At 72.2% G+C, this 18024-nt stretch carries 5 protein-coding genes (1 of these 5 only partly in view); 4 read left to right on the top strand and 1 reads right to left on the bottom strand.

Annotated features, from left to right (window positions below; all coding sequences use genetic code 11):
* The first annotated feature begins 239 nt into the window (after positions 1-239).
* Positions 240-1292, top strand: coding sequence for a hypothetical protein (locus ACIBK8_RS16420; protein ID WP_399042497.1), 1053 nt, complete (start codon positions 240-242; stop codon positions 1290-1292).
* A 116-nt stretch (positions 1293-1408) separates the two neighbouring features.
* Here the strand turns inward: ACIBK8_RS16420 and ACIBK8_RS16415 are convergent, their stop codons facing one another.
* The gene (locus tag ACIBK8_RS16415; protein WP_399042496.1) at positions 1409-2068 is read right to left on the bottom strand and encodes a hypothetical protein; all 660 of its coding nucleotides are present in this window, start codon (positions 2066-2068) and stop codon (positions 1409-1411) included.
* Between the two features lie 181 nt (positions 2069-2249).
* On the opposite strand from ACIBK8_RS16415, the gene ACIBK8_RS16410 reads away from it, so the two are divergent.
* The 3 genes from ACIBK8_RS16410 to ACIBK8_RS16400 form a co-directional block, all read left to right on the top strand.
* Positions 2250-2567: a WXG100 family type VII secretion target gene (locus ACIBK8_RS16410; RefSeq protein WP_399042495.1), complete on the top strand. Its 318-nt coding sequence runs from the start codon at positions 2250-2252 to the stop codon at positions 2565-2567.
* A gap of 186 nt (positions 2568-2753) precedes the next feature.
* A complete protein-coding gene (locus ACIBK8_RS16405; protein ID WP_399042494.1) occupies positions 2754-3254 on the top strand; it encodes a hypothetical protein in 501 nt (166 codons plus the stop codon).
* Between the two features lie 134 nt (positions 3255-3388).
* On the top strand, positions 3389-18024 hold the 5' end (the start) of the coding sequence (locus ACIBK8_RS16400; RefSeq protein ID WP_399042493.1) for a protein-glutamine glutaminase family protein. The gene runs 17770 nt beyond the window's last position; only the first 14636 of its 32406 coding nucleotides appear in the window; the start codon lies at positions 3389-3391; its stop codon lies off the right edge, out of view.

Genomic DNA, 18024 nt, shown 5'->3' with positions numbered 1-18024 from the left:
CAGTAGCGGAGAACCGACTCGGCGCGTCCTCAAGGTACCGGACGAGAATGTACCGGCGCCTCGGACCCGTTTCCAGGTCACGACGGAATGACACTTCCGTGGTTGCGCAATGGTTGCATACAGACCCTGACGACAAATCACTCAAGGTGAATCCGATTTCCCCCGTGGGCCTTTCGCCTTTGCATCCGCGGGGTATCTTTGCCGCTGTCCCTACGGCTGGATAATTGGAGAGTGCGAACGTGGCTGACCAGGAAAAGCCCCCACAGCCTACCGGCAAGGCGCCGGGCCGCCTGCCCGAGGAGGACCGGCACGGCTTCGTCTCCGCATTCGTGGGCGGCGTCCGCCCCGAGGGGGAACGGGGCAAGCCGGGCAAGCGGCTGGTGGCGATCGGCATCGCCGTCGTCGTGACGCTGGGCCTCGGCGCCCTCGCCGTCGGCGCGCTCACCAGCCCCGACGACAAGAAGAACCAGGCGGACAAGGTGTCACCTGCGGCGGCCACCGGCAAGGCCGACCCCCGCCCGAAGGGCGAGGAGTCCCCCGCCGGCACCACCGGGGGCCAGGGCGGCAACGGCGGCAACGGCGGTATGGGCCGGCAGGACATCACTCCGGAAGGCCGACAGAAGATGCCCGCGCCGGACGCCCGGGACACCACGGGCTCCGCGCACACCCCGCCGAGCCCGTCGCCCACCACCGGCAGCAAGACCAGCCGGACCACCGAGGCGGAGAAGGGCAAGTCCCTGTCCCGCAGCGCCGTTCCGGCGTTCTCCGCGCTGGCCGGCTACGGGTGCCCGTCGAGCGCCACCGCGGGGATCTGGACGAAGGACCCCGACTTCAACAAGAAGGAGGACGGCTGGCTCAAGACCGCCACCGGCGGTTACACGGGGTCGGGTTGCACCGGCAGGTACCTGTCCGTGCCGATGTCCGGGTCGGCGACGAAGTACGACCCGGCGCAGTACGTCCTGTGGAAGTTCGACTACCGCGCCAAGATCAAGGGCGCCGCGTCCTGCCGGCTGGCCGTGTACGTGCCGGACAACCCGAAGATCCTTTACGTCGGCGGCAGCCCCGCCAAGTACGCGGTCTACGACGCCGACCGCAGCGGCGGCACCCCGGCCGGTTCCTTCGACATCGACCAGGTCCGCAACCGCGGCAAGTGGCTTTCCCCCGGCTCGTTCAAGGTCACCAGCGGCCGGGTGACCGTCAGGATGTTCAACACCGGCATCGACTACACCTCGTCGACGAAGCACGCGCACGACGTCGCGGCGCCGGTCCAGCTCAGCTGCACCCCGGCGTGACCGGCCGGTCCGGCGGCGCGGGCGCACCCCGCGCGGCATCGCGCGCCGCCGGACCGGACGCAGGACACGTGAACCGGCGGGCCCGGACGGCCCGTTGAGCCGGTGCACCGGTGCGGTCAGGTGCCCACGATCGACTTGCCGGACGGCTCGGGGAAGACCGACTGGTGGTCGGCGCGGGCGTAGTAGGTGCCCGCGCGGTCCATCAGGACGATGTACCGCCCGAGCAGCTCGATGGCGTTGGCGCACTCCATCAGCACGTTCTTCATGCCCGGGTACATGTACGGGCCGAATTTCTCGGCCGCCGAGCGCACCCCCGGGTCGTCCTTGATGAGCGGCCCCTGCGGTTCGGCGAACGTCGGCTCGTGCCCGTTCCGCCGGTCCACCGCGGTGGGGGGCGTCTTGGGGATGTGCTCCGTGTAGGTCGCCTGCTCCCCGAAGACGGTGTGGGAGGCGTCGGCGCTGAGGACGAGCGCCTTGAGCGCCTCGTACCGCGTGACCATGTCCCTGGAGGAGTCCAGCAGGAACGTCATGCTGTCGGCCATGTCACCGACGTTGACGCTGAAGGCCGAGTGGGTCTCCGCCCTGGTCGGCTTCCCGCCGCCGCCCTCGGTCTGCGGCATGGCGGTGTCGATGGCCGGGGCGGTCGCCCAGAGCATGTACAGCGTCGGCGGGGCCTCAGCCGTGGGGGGCGGGTCGGTGTTCCCGCCCGAATCGCCGCCGCCGTCCGACTTGATGGGCACCCGGTGCGGGCCGTACCGGGAGTCTTTCGGTTCCACTGCCTCAGTCGCCTTCCGCCGCGCTGACCCGGGTAGGGTCCGGTTCGCCCCATCCCATCCGACGCGGCGACCTCCGGACAGGTCCCCGTTCGGGGGCGCCCCCCTCCTCGGAACGGTGGCCTCGGCCCTCCCCCCGAATCGGGACATGCCTTCGGACGAAGCGGGCACTTAGGGTCGCCGAATGGCCTCTCACAGCCTGACCCTCACAGAGTTCCGGATCGAACTCGACCTGCTCCACGACACCATCGGCACGGTCGCCGGGTGCACCTCCTCCATCGAGGAGGACATCGCGGCCGTGAAGGAGGCGTTCCGCCTCGCCGAGGCCGTCTGGCAGTCGCCGTCCAGCACGTCCTTCAGCAATCTCCAGCGCGAGTTCAGCACCAACATGGACACGCTGGTCACGCTGCTGCACGAGATGAAGCGGCGGATGCAGGCGGCGTACCACACGTACCACGAGGTCGAAGAGAAGAACACGCGGAACTTCCACAAGAAGCACTAGGCCGCCTGCCGGACGTGCGAAACCGCAGCTCGGGCCCGTCGGTGGGGGCTCCGCCCCGGGCACGTCAGCGGAACATCAGCGTTACGTCAGCGGTGGGCCGGATAGTCGTCGGCATGAGCAGACTCAAGGCCGCGTCCGTGGCGGCTGCCGTCGTCGCCGGTATCGGCGGGGTGGGGTGAGGCAGCGGTGAGCCCCGGTGCGGACCCCACGCCCGAAACGCCGGTCGTCTACGGCCAGGTCGGCGGCGTACACGCCAAGATCACCGTCGATGGTGAGCTTCTCCGGACCTACGGGGAGCAGATCGGCGGCCCCGACGGCGGGGGCGGCTACGTCGAGGACCTCGGCTCCCAGGTCTCCCGGCTCTTCAAGGCGCTCGGCGCACTCCAGCTCGGCTGGGCGGGCCAGACCCAGGAGGAGGCGGAAAGCTTCTTCAAGCGCCTGGACGCCTGCATGACGAGCCTCTTCGGCAAGACCGGTGACGAGCAGAGCCAGGCGAACAGTGTGCTGGCCCGGGTCGCCTTCTCGCTGACGCTCGCGGGCAACAACTACCTGTCGGCGGAGGACGCGATCTCCAAGGAGTTCGGCGACTTCGCTTCTCAGCTTCTTTCCTGGGGAGGCGGAGACGGAAGCGGGAAGAAGGAGAACGCGACCGACGCCAACAAAACCGCGATCGGTGAAATTTTCTGACCTCCGGACTCCCGATCTCCTGACTTCTCCCCGGTCGCTTCTCTTCTCCGGCGGTTCGCTGTAGCGAATTCTTCGTCGACGGTTCCCCGTAGCGCTTCTTCCTTTTCCTTTCTCCTCACCCAGGTGATGTCGTCATGTACGAGCCCGACCCGACCATTGCCGACAACATCTACGCCCTCGGCAATGCGTGGATCGAATTCGGGGACGCACTGTGGGAAAAAGTGGCCGCCATGGACACCTCCGTCCAGGGCATGCAATGGAGCGGGGACGGCCGGGAGCTGGCCGTCCAATGGTCGTGGACCCTTCTGCGGGACGGTAAATTCAAGCCGGCCATCAATCACGCCTGGGATGTCGGCAACGCCATCAACGCGTTCGGCGACTTCGTGAAGGAGGTGCAGGCCAAGGAGCTGCACGCGGCGAAGATGCAGGCGATCAAGATGATGATCACCACCCTGCTCCCCCTCCTCGCCGCCGTGGCCCTGGCGGTCCTGCTGCCGCTGGGCGCGATCGTGGCGGCGCTGACCTCGGTGCTTGAGGCGATGGGTGCCGTCATCGAGGGGATCGCGCTCGCAGCCGTCTACGCCGGTGCCGTCGCGATCGACGTGATCCTGAACATCGTCGTTCAGCTCGGCTTCGACGTCGGCGCGCAGGCACTCGCCGCCGCCGTCACCCACACCGACATGCCCGACTTCGGGAGCAAGGAGTGGTGGAAGCACGAGGGCCTCAACCTCGGCCTCGCGGGGGCGGGAAGCCTCATCGCTCCGGGGCTGAAGGGTCTCGGCGCGCTGCGGAAGGGGCTGGGTGACCTGACCCGCGGCCCGAAGCTGGCGGCGCCGAAGTTCGACCCGAAGGCCGAAGTGCCGCCGCTGGGAGGCGGCAGGGGCGCGGCCGGGTTCGACGCGCCGAAGGGCTCGTTCGCCCCGCCGTCGGGCCTCGGCAATCTCGACGGCAAGCTCGTCAACAAGATCCCGGATGGCCCCGGGAGCAACGTGGCGAACGGCGGCAACGTCCTTCCCAAGAAGACGGACACGATCGGCCCGGTCGGGGAGATCGTCCCCAACCCGAAGATCCCGGTGAACGGCGCCGAGCCCCACCCCTCGACGGCCCCTCCGCGCGGCACCGGCGAGAACGTGGTCGCGCCGCCGAACAGCGGTGGCCGTCCGCCCACCGAGCCGCCCGTCCAGCGGCCGACCGACCTCGACGGCACCACCTCGCACGCGAACCCGTCGAAGACGGGCGTGGCACCCGCCCCCACACCGAACACCGGCAAGAACTCCGCGCCGTCGAACGGGACGCACGTCACCGACGGACGGCCGGGCGCCACCCACGCGTCGCGCCCCGAGCAGCACGCCGTCCCGGGGAACGGCCCCGGGGCGGCCGGCACGCCGGGCAAGAGCGCCGCGAACGTGGGCGACGAAGGGCTGCGGAACCCGGGCCGGCAGACGTCGCCGCAGCCGCCGTCCGGCAGGAATCCCGCGGGGGACGTCACGGTCCCCGGGGGCGAGCTGCACGGTGTGAAGGGGCAGGATGCCGCCACCGGGAACACCGGAAGCCCGAAGCCTCAGGACGTCAACGCGTCCGGAGTGACGGACGGCAAGCTCCGTGCGGAGGGCGGCAAGCCGCTGCACACGCCCAGGACCGACCTCCACCCGGGGGCCGAGGGCAAGGGCATGCCGGAGCGGTCCCCTTCGACGGTGCGCTCCGGGGACATGCCGTCGCTGGAGAACAAGCCGACCAGCACCGACCACAGGGCCGCGTTGGCGAACGAGCCCGCGGTCTCCAAGAACGTCGTGGAGAGCAAGGTCCCGGCCACCAAGGGCGCCCCGGAGGTCAAGCCCGCCGGCGACAAGGCCACCGCCGGTCAGCTGAAGCAGGAAACGCCGCCCAAGGGCGCGGCGCAGTCGGAGACCTCCGGTGGCCTCAGCAGGAACGAGGCCGGACGCACGTCCGAGACCAACTCCCTTGCCCAGAAGCCGCACGAGACCTCGGCGTCATCCGGCAGCACGTCCCACGAAGCCGCCGCCAGGGGCACGAACGCCACCGACCGCACCCACGTCACCCGCACCGCTGACGACTCCGTCCGGCACCAGGCGCCCGCGCCCGGCGCCCAGGGCGGGCCCGCCTCCCTGCACGCGGGAAGCGGCCACGCCGGGGCCGAGGGGACCGCCGCCGCGACGGGACAGGCGGAGAAGTCGGGGGCCGCCGCCGCCAAGGAGAAGGCGTGGGCCACCGAGAGCGAGAACCTGAAGAAGAGCACCGCCGGGAAGCTGGCCACCGCCGAACGGGTCCAGAAGCTCACCTCGGACGAGCACTTCAACGAGGGCGGGCGGAAGCTCCAGGACCGGTTCACGGAGACCACCGCGTCGTCCAAGGCGCTCCGGTCGCTGGACGACGTCGAGCGTCAGAAGGTCTTCGACGAGCTGGTGGGCGACGCCCGCGGCACGTTCGACAAGACCTTCGCCCCCTTCCGCGAGGGCCGCGAGGTGCACGCCGGCGCTCTCGCCAAGGCCGAGCAGCAGTGGCAGAAGGAGCTGGACAAGCTCGGCGACACCATCCGCGGACGCGGCCAACTGCACAAGATGCAGACGAAGTTGGACGCCAGGATCGAGACCGAGGTGGCGTCGGCCAGGAAGCAGTGGAGCGCCGAAGGCCATGACGCGGACCTCGTCGGCAAGGCCGTCAAGGAGTACGAGGAGGGCCTGGGCCACGTCTCGAAGGCCACGTACGGCGAGCTGAGGACGAAACCGCACTGGCAGGTCGGCAACAAGGGCCAGCGGTTCGACCAGATGGCCCGCGGCCTGCGCGACGGGCTTCCCGACCGGCTGGGCCGGGAGATCGAGTTCCAGGGCACGGTCGGCAAACACCTCAGCGCCTGGGAGGAGTTCGGGGCCGGTCTGACCAAGGAGGAGTCCGCCGCCCTGCACGGCCGCTACTCCGACGGCGCGAAGCAGGCGTTCGGCGACCTGGTGGACAAGGAGGCCGGCAAGCTGCTCACGAAGAAGCAGCAGTTCCGCCCCTTGGCCCAACTCACCTCCAAGGAACGGCAGGTGGCCCACGACCTCGCCGTGAAGAAGTGGCCGCTGAAGGAAGAGGACCTGATCAAACGGCTGGACGCCGAGGTGCAGGCCACCCAGGACATCCGCCGCTTCGTCGACGACCTGCCCACCCGCCTGGACAAGGACCTCCCGGACAGGGCCGGCACCCCCGGCGCCAAGGAACAGCACGCCGACAGCGTCCACGCCTCGCTGAAGCGCGACGCCGAGACGCTGCTCGCCGACCTCAGGAACAAGCCGCTCGACACCCGGTCAGGGGAGATCCAGAAGTTCACCCAGGACGGGCTGTCCCGGCTCAACAGGGGCATCGACGAGCGCTTCCGCTTCGAGAGCGGCGCCTGGGAACGGTGGAACGCCCAGCAGACCCACGGCTCCGGCCACACCGGCGGACCTGGCGCGCACGGCGACCAGGTGCGGTCGTGGCAGCACGACCTCACGCACCAGGCACTCGCCGACACCCGCAAGGGCCTGGGCACCGACTACTCCCCCGCCCGGGTCGACGACGCGCTGGCGAAGCTGGACGCGTCACTCGCCGACATCGAGAAGTCGGTACCTGAGCTGCGGGAGAGCGCGGAGCAGCTGCCGGAGACGACCGCCAAGGCCCAAGCGGCGTGGGACGAACTGACCGCGGGCCGGAGCGGGTTGCACCAGGCCACCGCGGACCGCATGTGGGCGGATTTCCACCACGACTGGATGTCAGGGCACAGCAGGATCTGGTCGGACGGACGGATGGACGGCGTCCGGTGGCACGCCCCGGAGAGGACCCCCGACGGCCCGTCCCCCGCCGCCGCGGCGGCCGAGCACCAGGCCGCCCAGGCCCGGCTCACCGACTACTACGACACCGTTCTCGACGTGGCCGAGAGCCGCAACATGAACCTGTCGCGGCTGACCGACGACGTGAACCAGGCCGCCAAGGACTGGCAGCCGCCGCACCAGCGGTTCGACACGGCGGCCGGCACCGCAAGGGAAGCCGCCGACGCGGCCAGGGAAGCGGCCGAGGCGGCCGAGCGCGCGGCCACCGCGGCCAAGGAGGCCGCCGAAGCCGCCGAGAAGGCCGCAGGGAAGGGCGGCCGGAGCGGCGCGGCGCCCCAGAGGTCCGTCCCGGCGGATGGCAGGGCCGCCACGCGGGGCGAGCACACCGTCCCCTCGGGGAAGCAGGCCCCCGAGACGCTCCACGACGGTGTCGCCAAGGCCAAGGAGGCCCACTCCGCGGCCCGGACCGCCGACGACGCCGCGGCTGCGGCCCGCCAGTCGGCCGCCAGGGCCACGGACGCCGCGGCGAGCGCCAAGGCGGCCACCGAGCGGATCGGGCAGGGCGGGAAGACCCACGCGGCGGCGGACGGAACGGCCGCGGCCCGCGAGTCGGCAGCCGCCGCCCGGGAGGCCGCCGAAGCCGCCGAGCGGGCCGCAGCGAAGGCCGCGGACGCCGCCGACGAGGCCGGCCGGGCCGCGGAATCCGCCCAGCGGGCCGCGGTCGCCGCGGAGGAGTCGGGCGCCCACCACTTCCACGAACTGGTGGGCCGCCGCTCGGCGTTCGAGCCCACCGCGGCCGACATCAAGGCGGTGGTGGACGAGGCGACCGCCGATCTGCACGCGCACTTCACGAAGCTGACCGAGCTGCCCGAGCGCGGCCTGGTCAAGAACGTCGACCGCGACGCGCTGCACGACTCCTGGGCGGCGTACCACCGGAAGCTCATCGACGAACTGCCCACCCGCTTCGACACCCGGTTCCGTGAGGGCGACTGGGATCCGGCGGCGGGCAAGGCCGTCGACGACGCCCTGGCGACGCCGGAGTTCCGGAAGAATCCGCTGCCCGACGGCCTCGCCCACCTCGTCAAGCACAGGTATGTGCAGGACCTGGCGGAGGCCAGGACGGCCGGGCCCGGCGGGGGCGACCCGGTCGGCACCATCGGCGACCGGCTCGACTTCGCCCGCGCGGTGGAGCTGCGGGTCGACGACCTGATGAAGCGCTACGACGCCGGTGCCGGCGCCGCCGACGACCTCGGGGACGGCGCCGCCCGGGAGACCGGGCGCGAGGAGTGGCGCCGGTCCGCCCGTGGCCGGCTGCTGGACACGTACCACGGCATGCGGGACCTGCGGGCGACCGGCATGGGGACGCGGGAGGCGTCCGACCTCGCGCTGAACGGCACCTCGCTGAAGCTGGCGGAACACCTGCGGATCGAGCGCGAGCTGCTGCCCGGCCTGGAGGCAAAGCTCCAGGACATGGGGTTCCGGCGCGACGTGGACAGTTCGGCCGTCGACGCGGCCGTGGGGAGCCTGGAGAAGGACCTCAAGGCCGCCGTGGACGACGCGTTCGGTTCCTTCCCCTCGGGCGGCAGGGCCGATCCGTACACCGCAGGGCACGCCGCGGGGCACAGCAGGACGGCCATCGGGGCGATGACGGGCGAGCGCGGTCTGGCCGGACGGCTGCGCTACCACGAGGAGTTGGACACACAGCTGCGCACCCTGCGCTCCGAGGTCGACCGGAGCCGCCTGCTGGACGACGAGCACGGCATCGAACGGGTCCACGACACACTCGCATCGGAGCTGGAGAAGGCCGCCGACACCCACCTGGGCGGCGTACGGACCGGCCGGGATCCGCTGCTGAACGGGGATCTCGACCCGCGCTTCCGGGCCTGGCGGAACGAGTCCCGTGACGTCCTGGGCCGCTTCGACGCCGAACTGGCCATGGACGAGTCCCGGCGGACCGCCACCCGTCACGCGGGCGAGGTCTTCGAGAGGCGGTTCGGCGGTCACAGCGTCTTCGATGACTACACCCCGCACGGCGGCCGGAGGTTCGGCGCGGACGACGTGGCGGATTCCTTCCGGCACGACTGGGTCGCCCTGGACGACCACTTCCACCGCCCCGGCGCCAGTGACCTCAAGAGCTGGCTGGACGCCGAGAAGCACAGCGCCGACGACTTCCGGAAGGGCCTCGACGGCGCACGGGCGGCGAAGGAGGCCAGGACCGCCCAGGAACTGAAGGAGCACCGGGCGCAGAAGGACGCCGGTGCCGCGGGCGCCGATGACGCCGCGGACACCCCCGCGGGCCGCAAGGACACCGCGGGCGGCCCTGGCCGCGACCTCACCGGGCAGCAGCAGGTGCCGGAGCAGCTCCGCACGGAGAAGCACACCGCGCAGGACCAGCTCCAGGCGCAGGAGCGGCGGTCGGCGGAATCGGAGACGCGCGAGCAGGTACCGCAGCAGCAGGAACTCGTCCGGGAATCCGCCCCGAAGCGGGAGCAGGAGCCGGTGCCGGTACCGGACCGGGAGGACTCCCTCCGTCAGCGGTCCTGGCAGTTCTACCGCTCCCACCTCGACGACGACATGGTGCTGCGCGCCTTCGGCGACACACGGCAAGCCGGCGATCTCAAGGGCGAGTTCAGCGTCCTGTTCGCCGACGGCGTCGAGCGCGGGCTCACCGAAGGCGCAGCCGCCGACGCCGCCGCGCGGGCGGTACGGCCCGCCTACGAGCAGGCGCGGGCCGACTGGGGGGTCAGGGAGGGCCTGCGGCGCGAGTTCCGCTCGGTGCTGCGCCAGGGCCCGCTCACGCCCCGTCCCGGCCTGACCGACGGATGGATGTGGGAGAGCGATCTCGGCCGTCACCAACCGAGCTGGGACGGCAGGGCCGGGGAGTGGTACGACACCAAGCTGGCCCGGCTGGAGCAGGAGTACATCGACAGCCGCGTCGCGCCGGCCGACGAAGGGCGGGCTCTGACGCACCGGACCGTGCGTGCCACGGCGCTGCGGCTGACCGACCTCGCCGCGCCGATGTCGCACGTGCTGGAGCGCTTCACGACGTACAGCAAGTCCTACGACTTCCACCCGCAGTCGTCCTGGAGCCGCGAGACCTTCCACTGGTTCAGGGGGGAAGCGCACCTCCACCAGGCGCAGGCGGTCGAGGCCCTGGAGCGCGACCCCGGCTCGCTGTCCGCCGTCCAGAAGCAGTACGCCGAGCGGATGGCCGTACTGCTGCGGGGCGCCGAGCTGCGGGAGCAGCCGGGTCTGCTCGCCGGCGCGCACGCCTCCTACACGCCGGTCCCCTCGTACGACGGGTCCGATGGCCGGCGGGCTGCGGTCATGCACGCCGGTGAGCAGGGGCTCCGGGAGGAGTACGACCGGCTGCTCACTCAGGCGGGCGAGGACGCCGCGTACCGGCAGCAGGTGCGGGTGGCCGTCGAGGAGTGGGCGCACACCGAGGGCCACACGCTGTCGGCCCAGCAGGTGGAGCGGCTGGCCGATGAGGCGTCCCGTTTCCGCGAGTTCGGCGACGGCACCCAGGACGAGCTGCGCGCATCCTTCCAGGACCGCATCGCTCTGCGCGCCGCCCGCGAGGCCGCCTTCGACCGGGGCCGTGCCGCCTTCGACCGCGCCGTGCACTCCTGGAGCCTGTCGCTGCGCGACTCCGGCGCCGCGTCGCCGGCCTTCACACCCGACGCGCAGCTCGTCGCGCAGGTCGCGGCGGAGCAGCGGGAACTGTTCGAGCAGCAGCTCGACGTCCACGTCCGTGCGACGTTCGCGTCGCCCGCCGACGCCCGGGGCACCCGTCTGTCCGCCAACGTACGCACGGGCCTGGCGCAGTTGCAGAAGCTGCTCGCCGCGCTCCCCGACGCCCTGGACCTGCGCGCGTTCCACGTGTCGGAACGCGGGCGCGCGGCCCGGGAGTTCGACGCCGTCGGCGCGGACCTCGCGGCCCACCTGACGGATGAGCAGCAGGCGCTGCTGGAGGAGTCAGGGGCGCAGGACCACACCCTCTCGCAGGCGGGCCGTGACACCGTCCGCGACCGGCAGCTCGCCGCGCTCGACACGGCGCTCGCCGGGCACACGGGGCCCGGCGCTCTCGCTGCGGCGCGCGGGGACGACCCCGAGGCGCTGGCGCGGTGGCACCAGGAGTACGCCGCCGTGCTGGCGGAGCTGCCGTCGCGGCTGGTCGTCCAGACCGTCCGCGAGGCCGCCATGGTGCGCTCGCTCAAGGACGTCGATGACGCCGCCGCGGCGCTGGGCGGGGCGTCGGGTTCCGCTCAGGAATTCCTGCGGTACTTCCCGGCTCTGGCGCCTGACCTGGCGCTGGCCTCGGCCGTGGCGTCGGTCCAGCACGCCACCGCCGCGGCGGTGAACGCCGCGTTCGACCGGGCCGTCGCCGACGCCCCGGCCGGGAAGCTGCTCGCCGGGTGGGACGCCACGTACGCCGAACTGACCGGCGAGGAGCGGATCAGGACGCAGCTGACGGCCACCGCCGCCAAGCTGTCCGCGCTGGCCGATGCCGACCGGGTCGTCGCGCAGCAGCTCGCGGAACGGCAGGCCGCGGGCTCCGGACGCCCCCTGACGGACGAGGCGGCCGGCCGGGTCGCGGCCGGCTTCCGCGAGCGCGTGGCGGCCGGCTTCGACGCGTCCTTCGGCGGGTCACGCTCCGGCACGGACGAGCTGTTCGGTGGTGTCGTGGAGTGGCAGCACCGGTTCGCGCGCCTGGAGAACGCGCTCCCCGGCCACCTCCACTTCGAGGCGGAGGCAGCGGTCGCGCTGGCGGCGGGCGACACGGCGTACGCCGCTCTCGCCGACACCCACGCGGTCGACGACACCGTCCGCGCACGCTTCGGGGCACAGTTCCGCGCCGACCACTTCGCCGTGTACCGCCAGGTATGGGCGCCGCACGACCTCGCTCCGTCCTGGCTGCACGACCACGACGCGGCGGCCCCGCACGCGGACCACGCGGAGCCCGTCACGACGTACCGGGACGCCCCGCCGAAGACGGAGCAGGAGGCCGAGGCGCTGCGGACCGACGCGCCGGACACCAGGCTGCGGGGCTCGTGGTTGATCCCGCTCGGCGCCGAGCCGGTCGCGCAGGGCACGCCGTCCCCCGGCGCGGTGGACACCGCGCTGGCGCACGCGGAGGACCACGTCACCGCGGCGTTCCTGGCCGCCGACGGGTACGAGCAGGCGCAGTCGGACGTCCAGGCGCGGCTGCGGGAGTACGACGCACTCGTCCGGGCCGACCGGCGGGCCCGGCGCGGGACGGACGTCCTGGACGAGGCGGGCCTGGAGAAGCTGGGCCGGGCGCTCATCGAGGCACGCGCGCAGCTCGACGCGGCGGCTGCGGTCCTGCGGGAGGCCCGGGTGTGGCGGGAGCGGACGCAGCAGGCCGCGTTCGACCGGATCGCCGCGGTGCCGGGGATGATCCCGGTCGGCGTCCCGGCGGCGCAGGCCGTGGACCCGATCTACGCCGAGATCTTCGGCACCGACGACGACACCACCGCCCAGCCCCAGCCACCGGTCTCCCAGCCGCCCCACACCGTCGATCCCATCTACGCCGAGCTCTTCGGCACCGAGGACACCACTCCCCACCACGACGAGCAGTTCGTCCGTGACCTCGACCGGACGCTGGCCCTGCCGATCATCGACTTCGGCCAACTGGCCGGGCTGCTGAACGGGCATGTCCGCCCGGTCGGCAGCTTCGCCCTCGACGACTTCGACCGCGAGTACCACCGGCAGACGCAGACCACGCTCCCCACCGCCGTCGCCCGTGCCATGGCGGGCAACAGGCTGGACCCGACGGACGCCATGTGGGTCCTGGAGCACTTCTACGGCCCTCAGGCGCCGCAGACCGCCTGGGACATCGATCTGCGGTACGTCGCGGAGGGGGTGCCGTTCGAGCGGCTGCCGCAGGTGCAGGCGTTCGCGCTGCGGCTCTACTTCCAGGTGGCCCACGGCCGCCACGACCAGGCCAGGACCGAGGTCGGCGGCCTCGGCCGCGACCTGCGCAAGATCTGGGCCGTCGAGGACGCGTTCCAGCAGCTCATCGGTACGAGCCTGCGGGCCTCCCTCGCATCCCCCGCCCAGGCACCGGGACACCAGGGGCTGATCGCCCACGCGCTCGGCGACGTCACCCGCTCGACGCCCGTCTCCGCGCAGGAAGTCCAGTCCTGGTACGAGCAGTTGACGGTGCTTGAGTACCAGCACCCCGAGTACGGCCGGCTGCCGTTGCCGAACCAGCATCCGGAGGACGGGTGCTTCCTGCGGGCTCACATGATCGCGATGAAGCTCCAGCAGTGGAACGCGCCGGTCCGTAAGGTCATCGTCTCCCGCACCGGCCCCCAGCTGACCACGTACTCACGCAACGGCGAGGGCGCCGCCAACCTGCTGACCACCGTGCCCATTCAGTGGGACTACCACATCGCCGCGGCCGTCACCGTCCGGACGCCGGCCGGCGCGGACGACCTCATGGTGCTCGACCCCGCCCTGGAGCTCGGGCCGTTGTCCGTCGCGCAGTGGCTGGAAGCGATCGGCGTGCGCCCCCAGGACCCGCGGGTGCAGTTCGACGGGACGCTCGCCGATGTCTCCCGGCAGATCGGCGAGAGCATCGTGTCGCACCCCGACAAGTGGGAGGCGATCGGGAGCGTGTACTTCCCCTCCGGGGACAACACGGTGGTGATCCGCACCGATCCGTTCGTCTACAGCTTCCCCAACCCCGGGTTCGAGCAGTTCACCTCCCTGCGCGAGGCGGACGCACACCACCGGGCGATCGGTCTGCCCCTCCTCAGCGAGCAGACGGGGCTGCACCTGACCCGCTCGCGGCTGCGCGCGGCCAGGGAGGGTGTGGAGAGCCGCCTGGGGCAGGTCGACGCCGCGGCGCGGCAGTGGGCCGCCCACACCTACGACAGCCTGGCGCAGGAGGGACTGCTGACGCACGACAGTCCGCTGTCCTTGGCGCTGCGCGGGATGCTGCCTGCCGGGCACCCGGCCGGTGTGCAGCAGCAGTCCGCCGTCGACGTCTTCGCGAACCCGCTCGGCGGCGGTCAGCTGCCGCAGGGCGTCGCCGCGCAGCCGCAGCCGTTCTTCGACCCCCTCGACCCCTTCGCGCACGACCCCGAGTTCGCACAGCTGCTGGCCGCGCAGACCGTTCAGCTGCCGGATGACATGGTCCTGGACTTCCCGCCGCCGGACGCGCAGGGCGGCGTGCTGTCCCTGCCGGTCCCTGACGACCTGCCGCGGACGGTCGGGGCGTGGCTGCGGAACACCGGCGCGGGCGACCGCGAGGCGGAGCTGACCCGCCGGTTCGGCACGACCATCGGTGCCGGGGAGAGCAGCGCCGGGTACCACTTCAGCCACTCGATGCTCGACAAGATCGAGCAGGTGCTCGACGCCCTGCCCCGGCGGGACGTGGAGGACAACCCGCTGCTGGAGGCGATCACCCACGACGAGACGGGCACGGCCGTCAGCTCGTACCGGCCGGGCGACCGGTCCCTGCACATCGCCCGCCCGTTCCGTATGCCCTTCTGGATGTACACGTGGCTCGGCCGTGACGGCGCCGCGCTCCAGTGGGTGATGGACCTGGTGGCGCTGAACGGCTACTCGGGCCTGAAGGTCGCCGACGTTCTCGGGATCACGGAGCCGCGCCGCCATGTGATGGCCGGTGTCTCCGATGTCCTGGCGCACGGCAACCTCGCCGAGTGGACGCTGCGGCACGAGGTGGGACACTCCGTCGACGCGCGGGCACAGTGGTCCCAGGACCACGCCCACAAGCCGGAGTTCGGCGGCTGGCGGGCCCATGACCTCGACCGGGAGGTCGTCGAGGTCGCGGAGGCTTTCCTCGCGGGCGCGGGCATCACCGCCGAAAGTCACGTCCCGGCCGCCCCGGGCGCCGACACGTTCGAGACGCTGGTCACGAAGGTGACGTTCCGCATCAAGCGCGTGCCGCGGCTCCGGGGGCCCGACCCCCAGAAGATCGAGCTGATCCCCTCCCAGCTCGCCGGCGGCGACGAGGATCTGTCCGAGAAGCTGACGACGATGGTCAGCCACCTTCGGGCCGCCCTGGCGCAGCCGTGGACGCGCGACGACGGCGGCGCCGGGCAGCTGGCGCACAACGGGCGCATCTACCAGGTCGGCAAGGACACCGGTGGCTGGATCAGCTACGCCGCCGCGGCCCGCGCCCACGCCGTCTCCAACTACCAGTTCTCCACACCGGCCGAATGGTTCGCGGAGGCGTACGCGGCCTATCACGACCCGCGGCAGGTCAACCCGCCCCGGGACCGGCTGCACCCGGACGTACGGGAGTGGTTCCGGGACCGGTCCGAGCTGCGGGACCTGGAACTCCAGCAGGAGAACGCCGGTTACGAGGACCTGGAGCTGACGACGTCGGACGGGGTGACCGTCAAGGCCGCCGACATCGACAACCTGCTGATCGTCGCCCCCGGCTCCCTGCGGCCGGCCGGCCGGTCCTTCCACACCGCGGGCGACGTGCGGGAGCGGCTGCTCACCCACACCGATCTCGACCTCACCAAGCGGCACTTCGCGCACTACGACCCGAACCGTCAGGTGAGCACCCAGGACGGTGCGCCCGTACGGCACACGGTGTCAGGGGCCGACCTCGACACCGTGCCCTGGCAGCCGGGAGACCAGCTGTACCTGGCCCTGCTGCACGGCGAGAAGGGCTGGCTGACCGTTCCGGTGAACGGCAGACCGGTCCGGATGTCGGGAACGTCCTTCGGCCGGGCGCTCGGGCGGCGGGCCAGCGTCATCGAGCTGAGGGAGCGTGCCGGGAATCGCGCCTGGATCGTCCTGGGGGCCTGCGAGGCAGCCGCCACGGACCCGGACGGCCACTCGATCGCGCAGCAGATCGCGGACGCGACCGGCATGAACGTCGTGGCGCCCACCACCAAACTGGCCGCCACGCCGCACGTGAAGGAATTCAGCTTCCTCCTCTACCACGACGCCCAGGGCAACCGCGGTGCGTGGCGGACGTTCTCCCCGCAGATCGCGGCGGCCACCTCGTCGGTGCAGGCGGGCGGCAGCGGCGTGCGGCCGGCGGCCGGGGCCGAGGTGCCGCCCGGCACGATCGACGTACCGCGGCCGGTGCCGCAGTCCGATGAGCAACTGCCGCAGGACGAGCAGGAACTGACGGAGATTCAGTCCGCTGAGCCGTTCAGCCCGGCCGCGCTCCAGCACGAACTCGACGCACGGGTCGCGGAGGGCAACTGGGGTGCCCTGCAGTCCCTCACGTTCCAGCGGATGCCCAAGACCCTGACGGTCGGCGGCACCGACGGCACGCTGGCCACCGTCCCACGCCACCTGCATTTCGTGTGGCTGGGCGGCCGGATGGCGGACGGCGCCCTGGACAACCTGCGCTCCTGGGTGCGCAACGCCGAAGGCTCCGGCTGGGCGGTGAACCTCTGGCTCGACGACAGTGCCCGCACGGCCAACGAGCCGCTGCTCACCGGCGGCCTCGCCGGCGTCACCGTCCAGCACATCGACGACGCGAACCTCTACGACCGGCTCCCGGAAGAGGTCCGCGACAAGGCCCGTGACCTCGTCGGCTTCGCCCTGTCCCGCGGTGCCTTCGCCGCCGCGAGTGACGTCGTCCGGTACGGCGTGCTGTGGCAGCGCGGCGGCGTGTACCTGGACGTCGACCTCGCACCGGGCGCGTTCACGCTGCCCACGGACGACCTCAGGCTCGCCGTGGACGGCCCCAACCTCCCGCTGCTGGCACCGCTGCTCCGTGACAACGCCTCGTTCCAGCGGATCCGCGACGCCCTGCGGGACGAGAACATCGGCATCGGGACCACCCCCGAGCAGCAGCTGGAGAGCGTCGCGCGCTACCGGTACGCCCGGGGCGACCACGGCAACAACCTCATCGTCACGCCGCCGGAGTCCGCCTTCCTGCGCGCGCTGCTGACCGGACTGCCCGTCGTCGAGATCCCCGCCCTGACGTCGCGCAAGGACCACGCGGCCTGGGGAATGACGCACTACGGCGCCCTGACCAAATACCAGCACTTCATCGACGCCAGCTCCGCGATGACAGGACCCGAGTACGTCGTCAACGTCGCCCGCGCGTACGCGAGGACGGCCCAGCGGCCACCGGGCGAGGCATCGGTACCGCTCGACACCGCGCTGCGGGACCAGTGGCTGCCGCTCCGGTGGATCACCGACGCCAGCGACGTCAGCGCCGCCGGGACCACCCCGGCGGCCACCCCGCGTCCCCTGCTGTCCCCCGCGCAGCAGACGGACCTGGCGTACCGCCTCCGGCCGCGCGGCGAACTGCGCACCGTGGGACGGCTGGTGGGCCGGGCCGCACCGCCGATGGAGCTGGCGGAATACCTGCGGGCCGGCGACGTGGTGGACGTCCACGACGCGCTCTATCCGGTGGCGGAGTTCGGGACCGGCCGGGACACGGCCGTGCTCGTGACCCTGCGCCGGCTGGCCGAACTGGCCGAGCGGGAACACCTCAGCGGCCCCGGCCGACCGACACCCTCGTCGCTCGACGGGCTCGTCCGGCACGCCTTCGGCACCGCACCGGGTACCCACGAGAGCCGCAGGCTGCTCGTCACGGCCGCGCAGGACGCCAAGCGGCGGGGGCAGGCCCTCACTCCTGAGGGGCTGCGCAAGGCCGCCGCCCGCCACACGGTCACCATCGACGTCGGCGTGCCGCTGGCCCAGTCGGCGGCCGACAGCCACGCGCCGGGCGGGCGGACGGCCGACGCGGACCAGCCGTCGGACCTCCTGGACCAGTGGAACACGCTGCGGTACGCCATGGCCTCCGTGGTCCGCAGCGACGTCCCGCTGTCGGCGGCCCTGGAGATCACCTCGCTGCTCCTGGAGGCCGGTCCCGGCGCGGCTTCCCTCCTGCTCTTCCACACCCCGCGCCCCTCGCTGCGCGCCGTCAACCTCGACGGCCGGGTGCTGTGGTCCGAGTCCGGTCACTCCATGTGGCGCCAGGACCCGGC

The sequence above is a fragment of the Streptomyces sp. NPDC050161 genome, from assembly GCF_044460025.1.
GTDB lineage: Bacteria > Actinomycetota > Actinomycetes > Streptomycetales > Streptomycetaceae > Streptomyces.
The sequence above is the reverse complement of the archived record's forward strand: the minus strand, read 5'-3'. Positions and strand labels throughout refer to the sequence as shown.

What these genes read in the sequence shown, in the direction of transcription:
- ACIBK8_RS16410 (WP_399042495.1), top strand. Translation starts at nt 2,250, where the DNA reads ATGGCCTCTCACAGCCTGACCCTCACAGAGTTCCGGATCGAACTCGAC.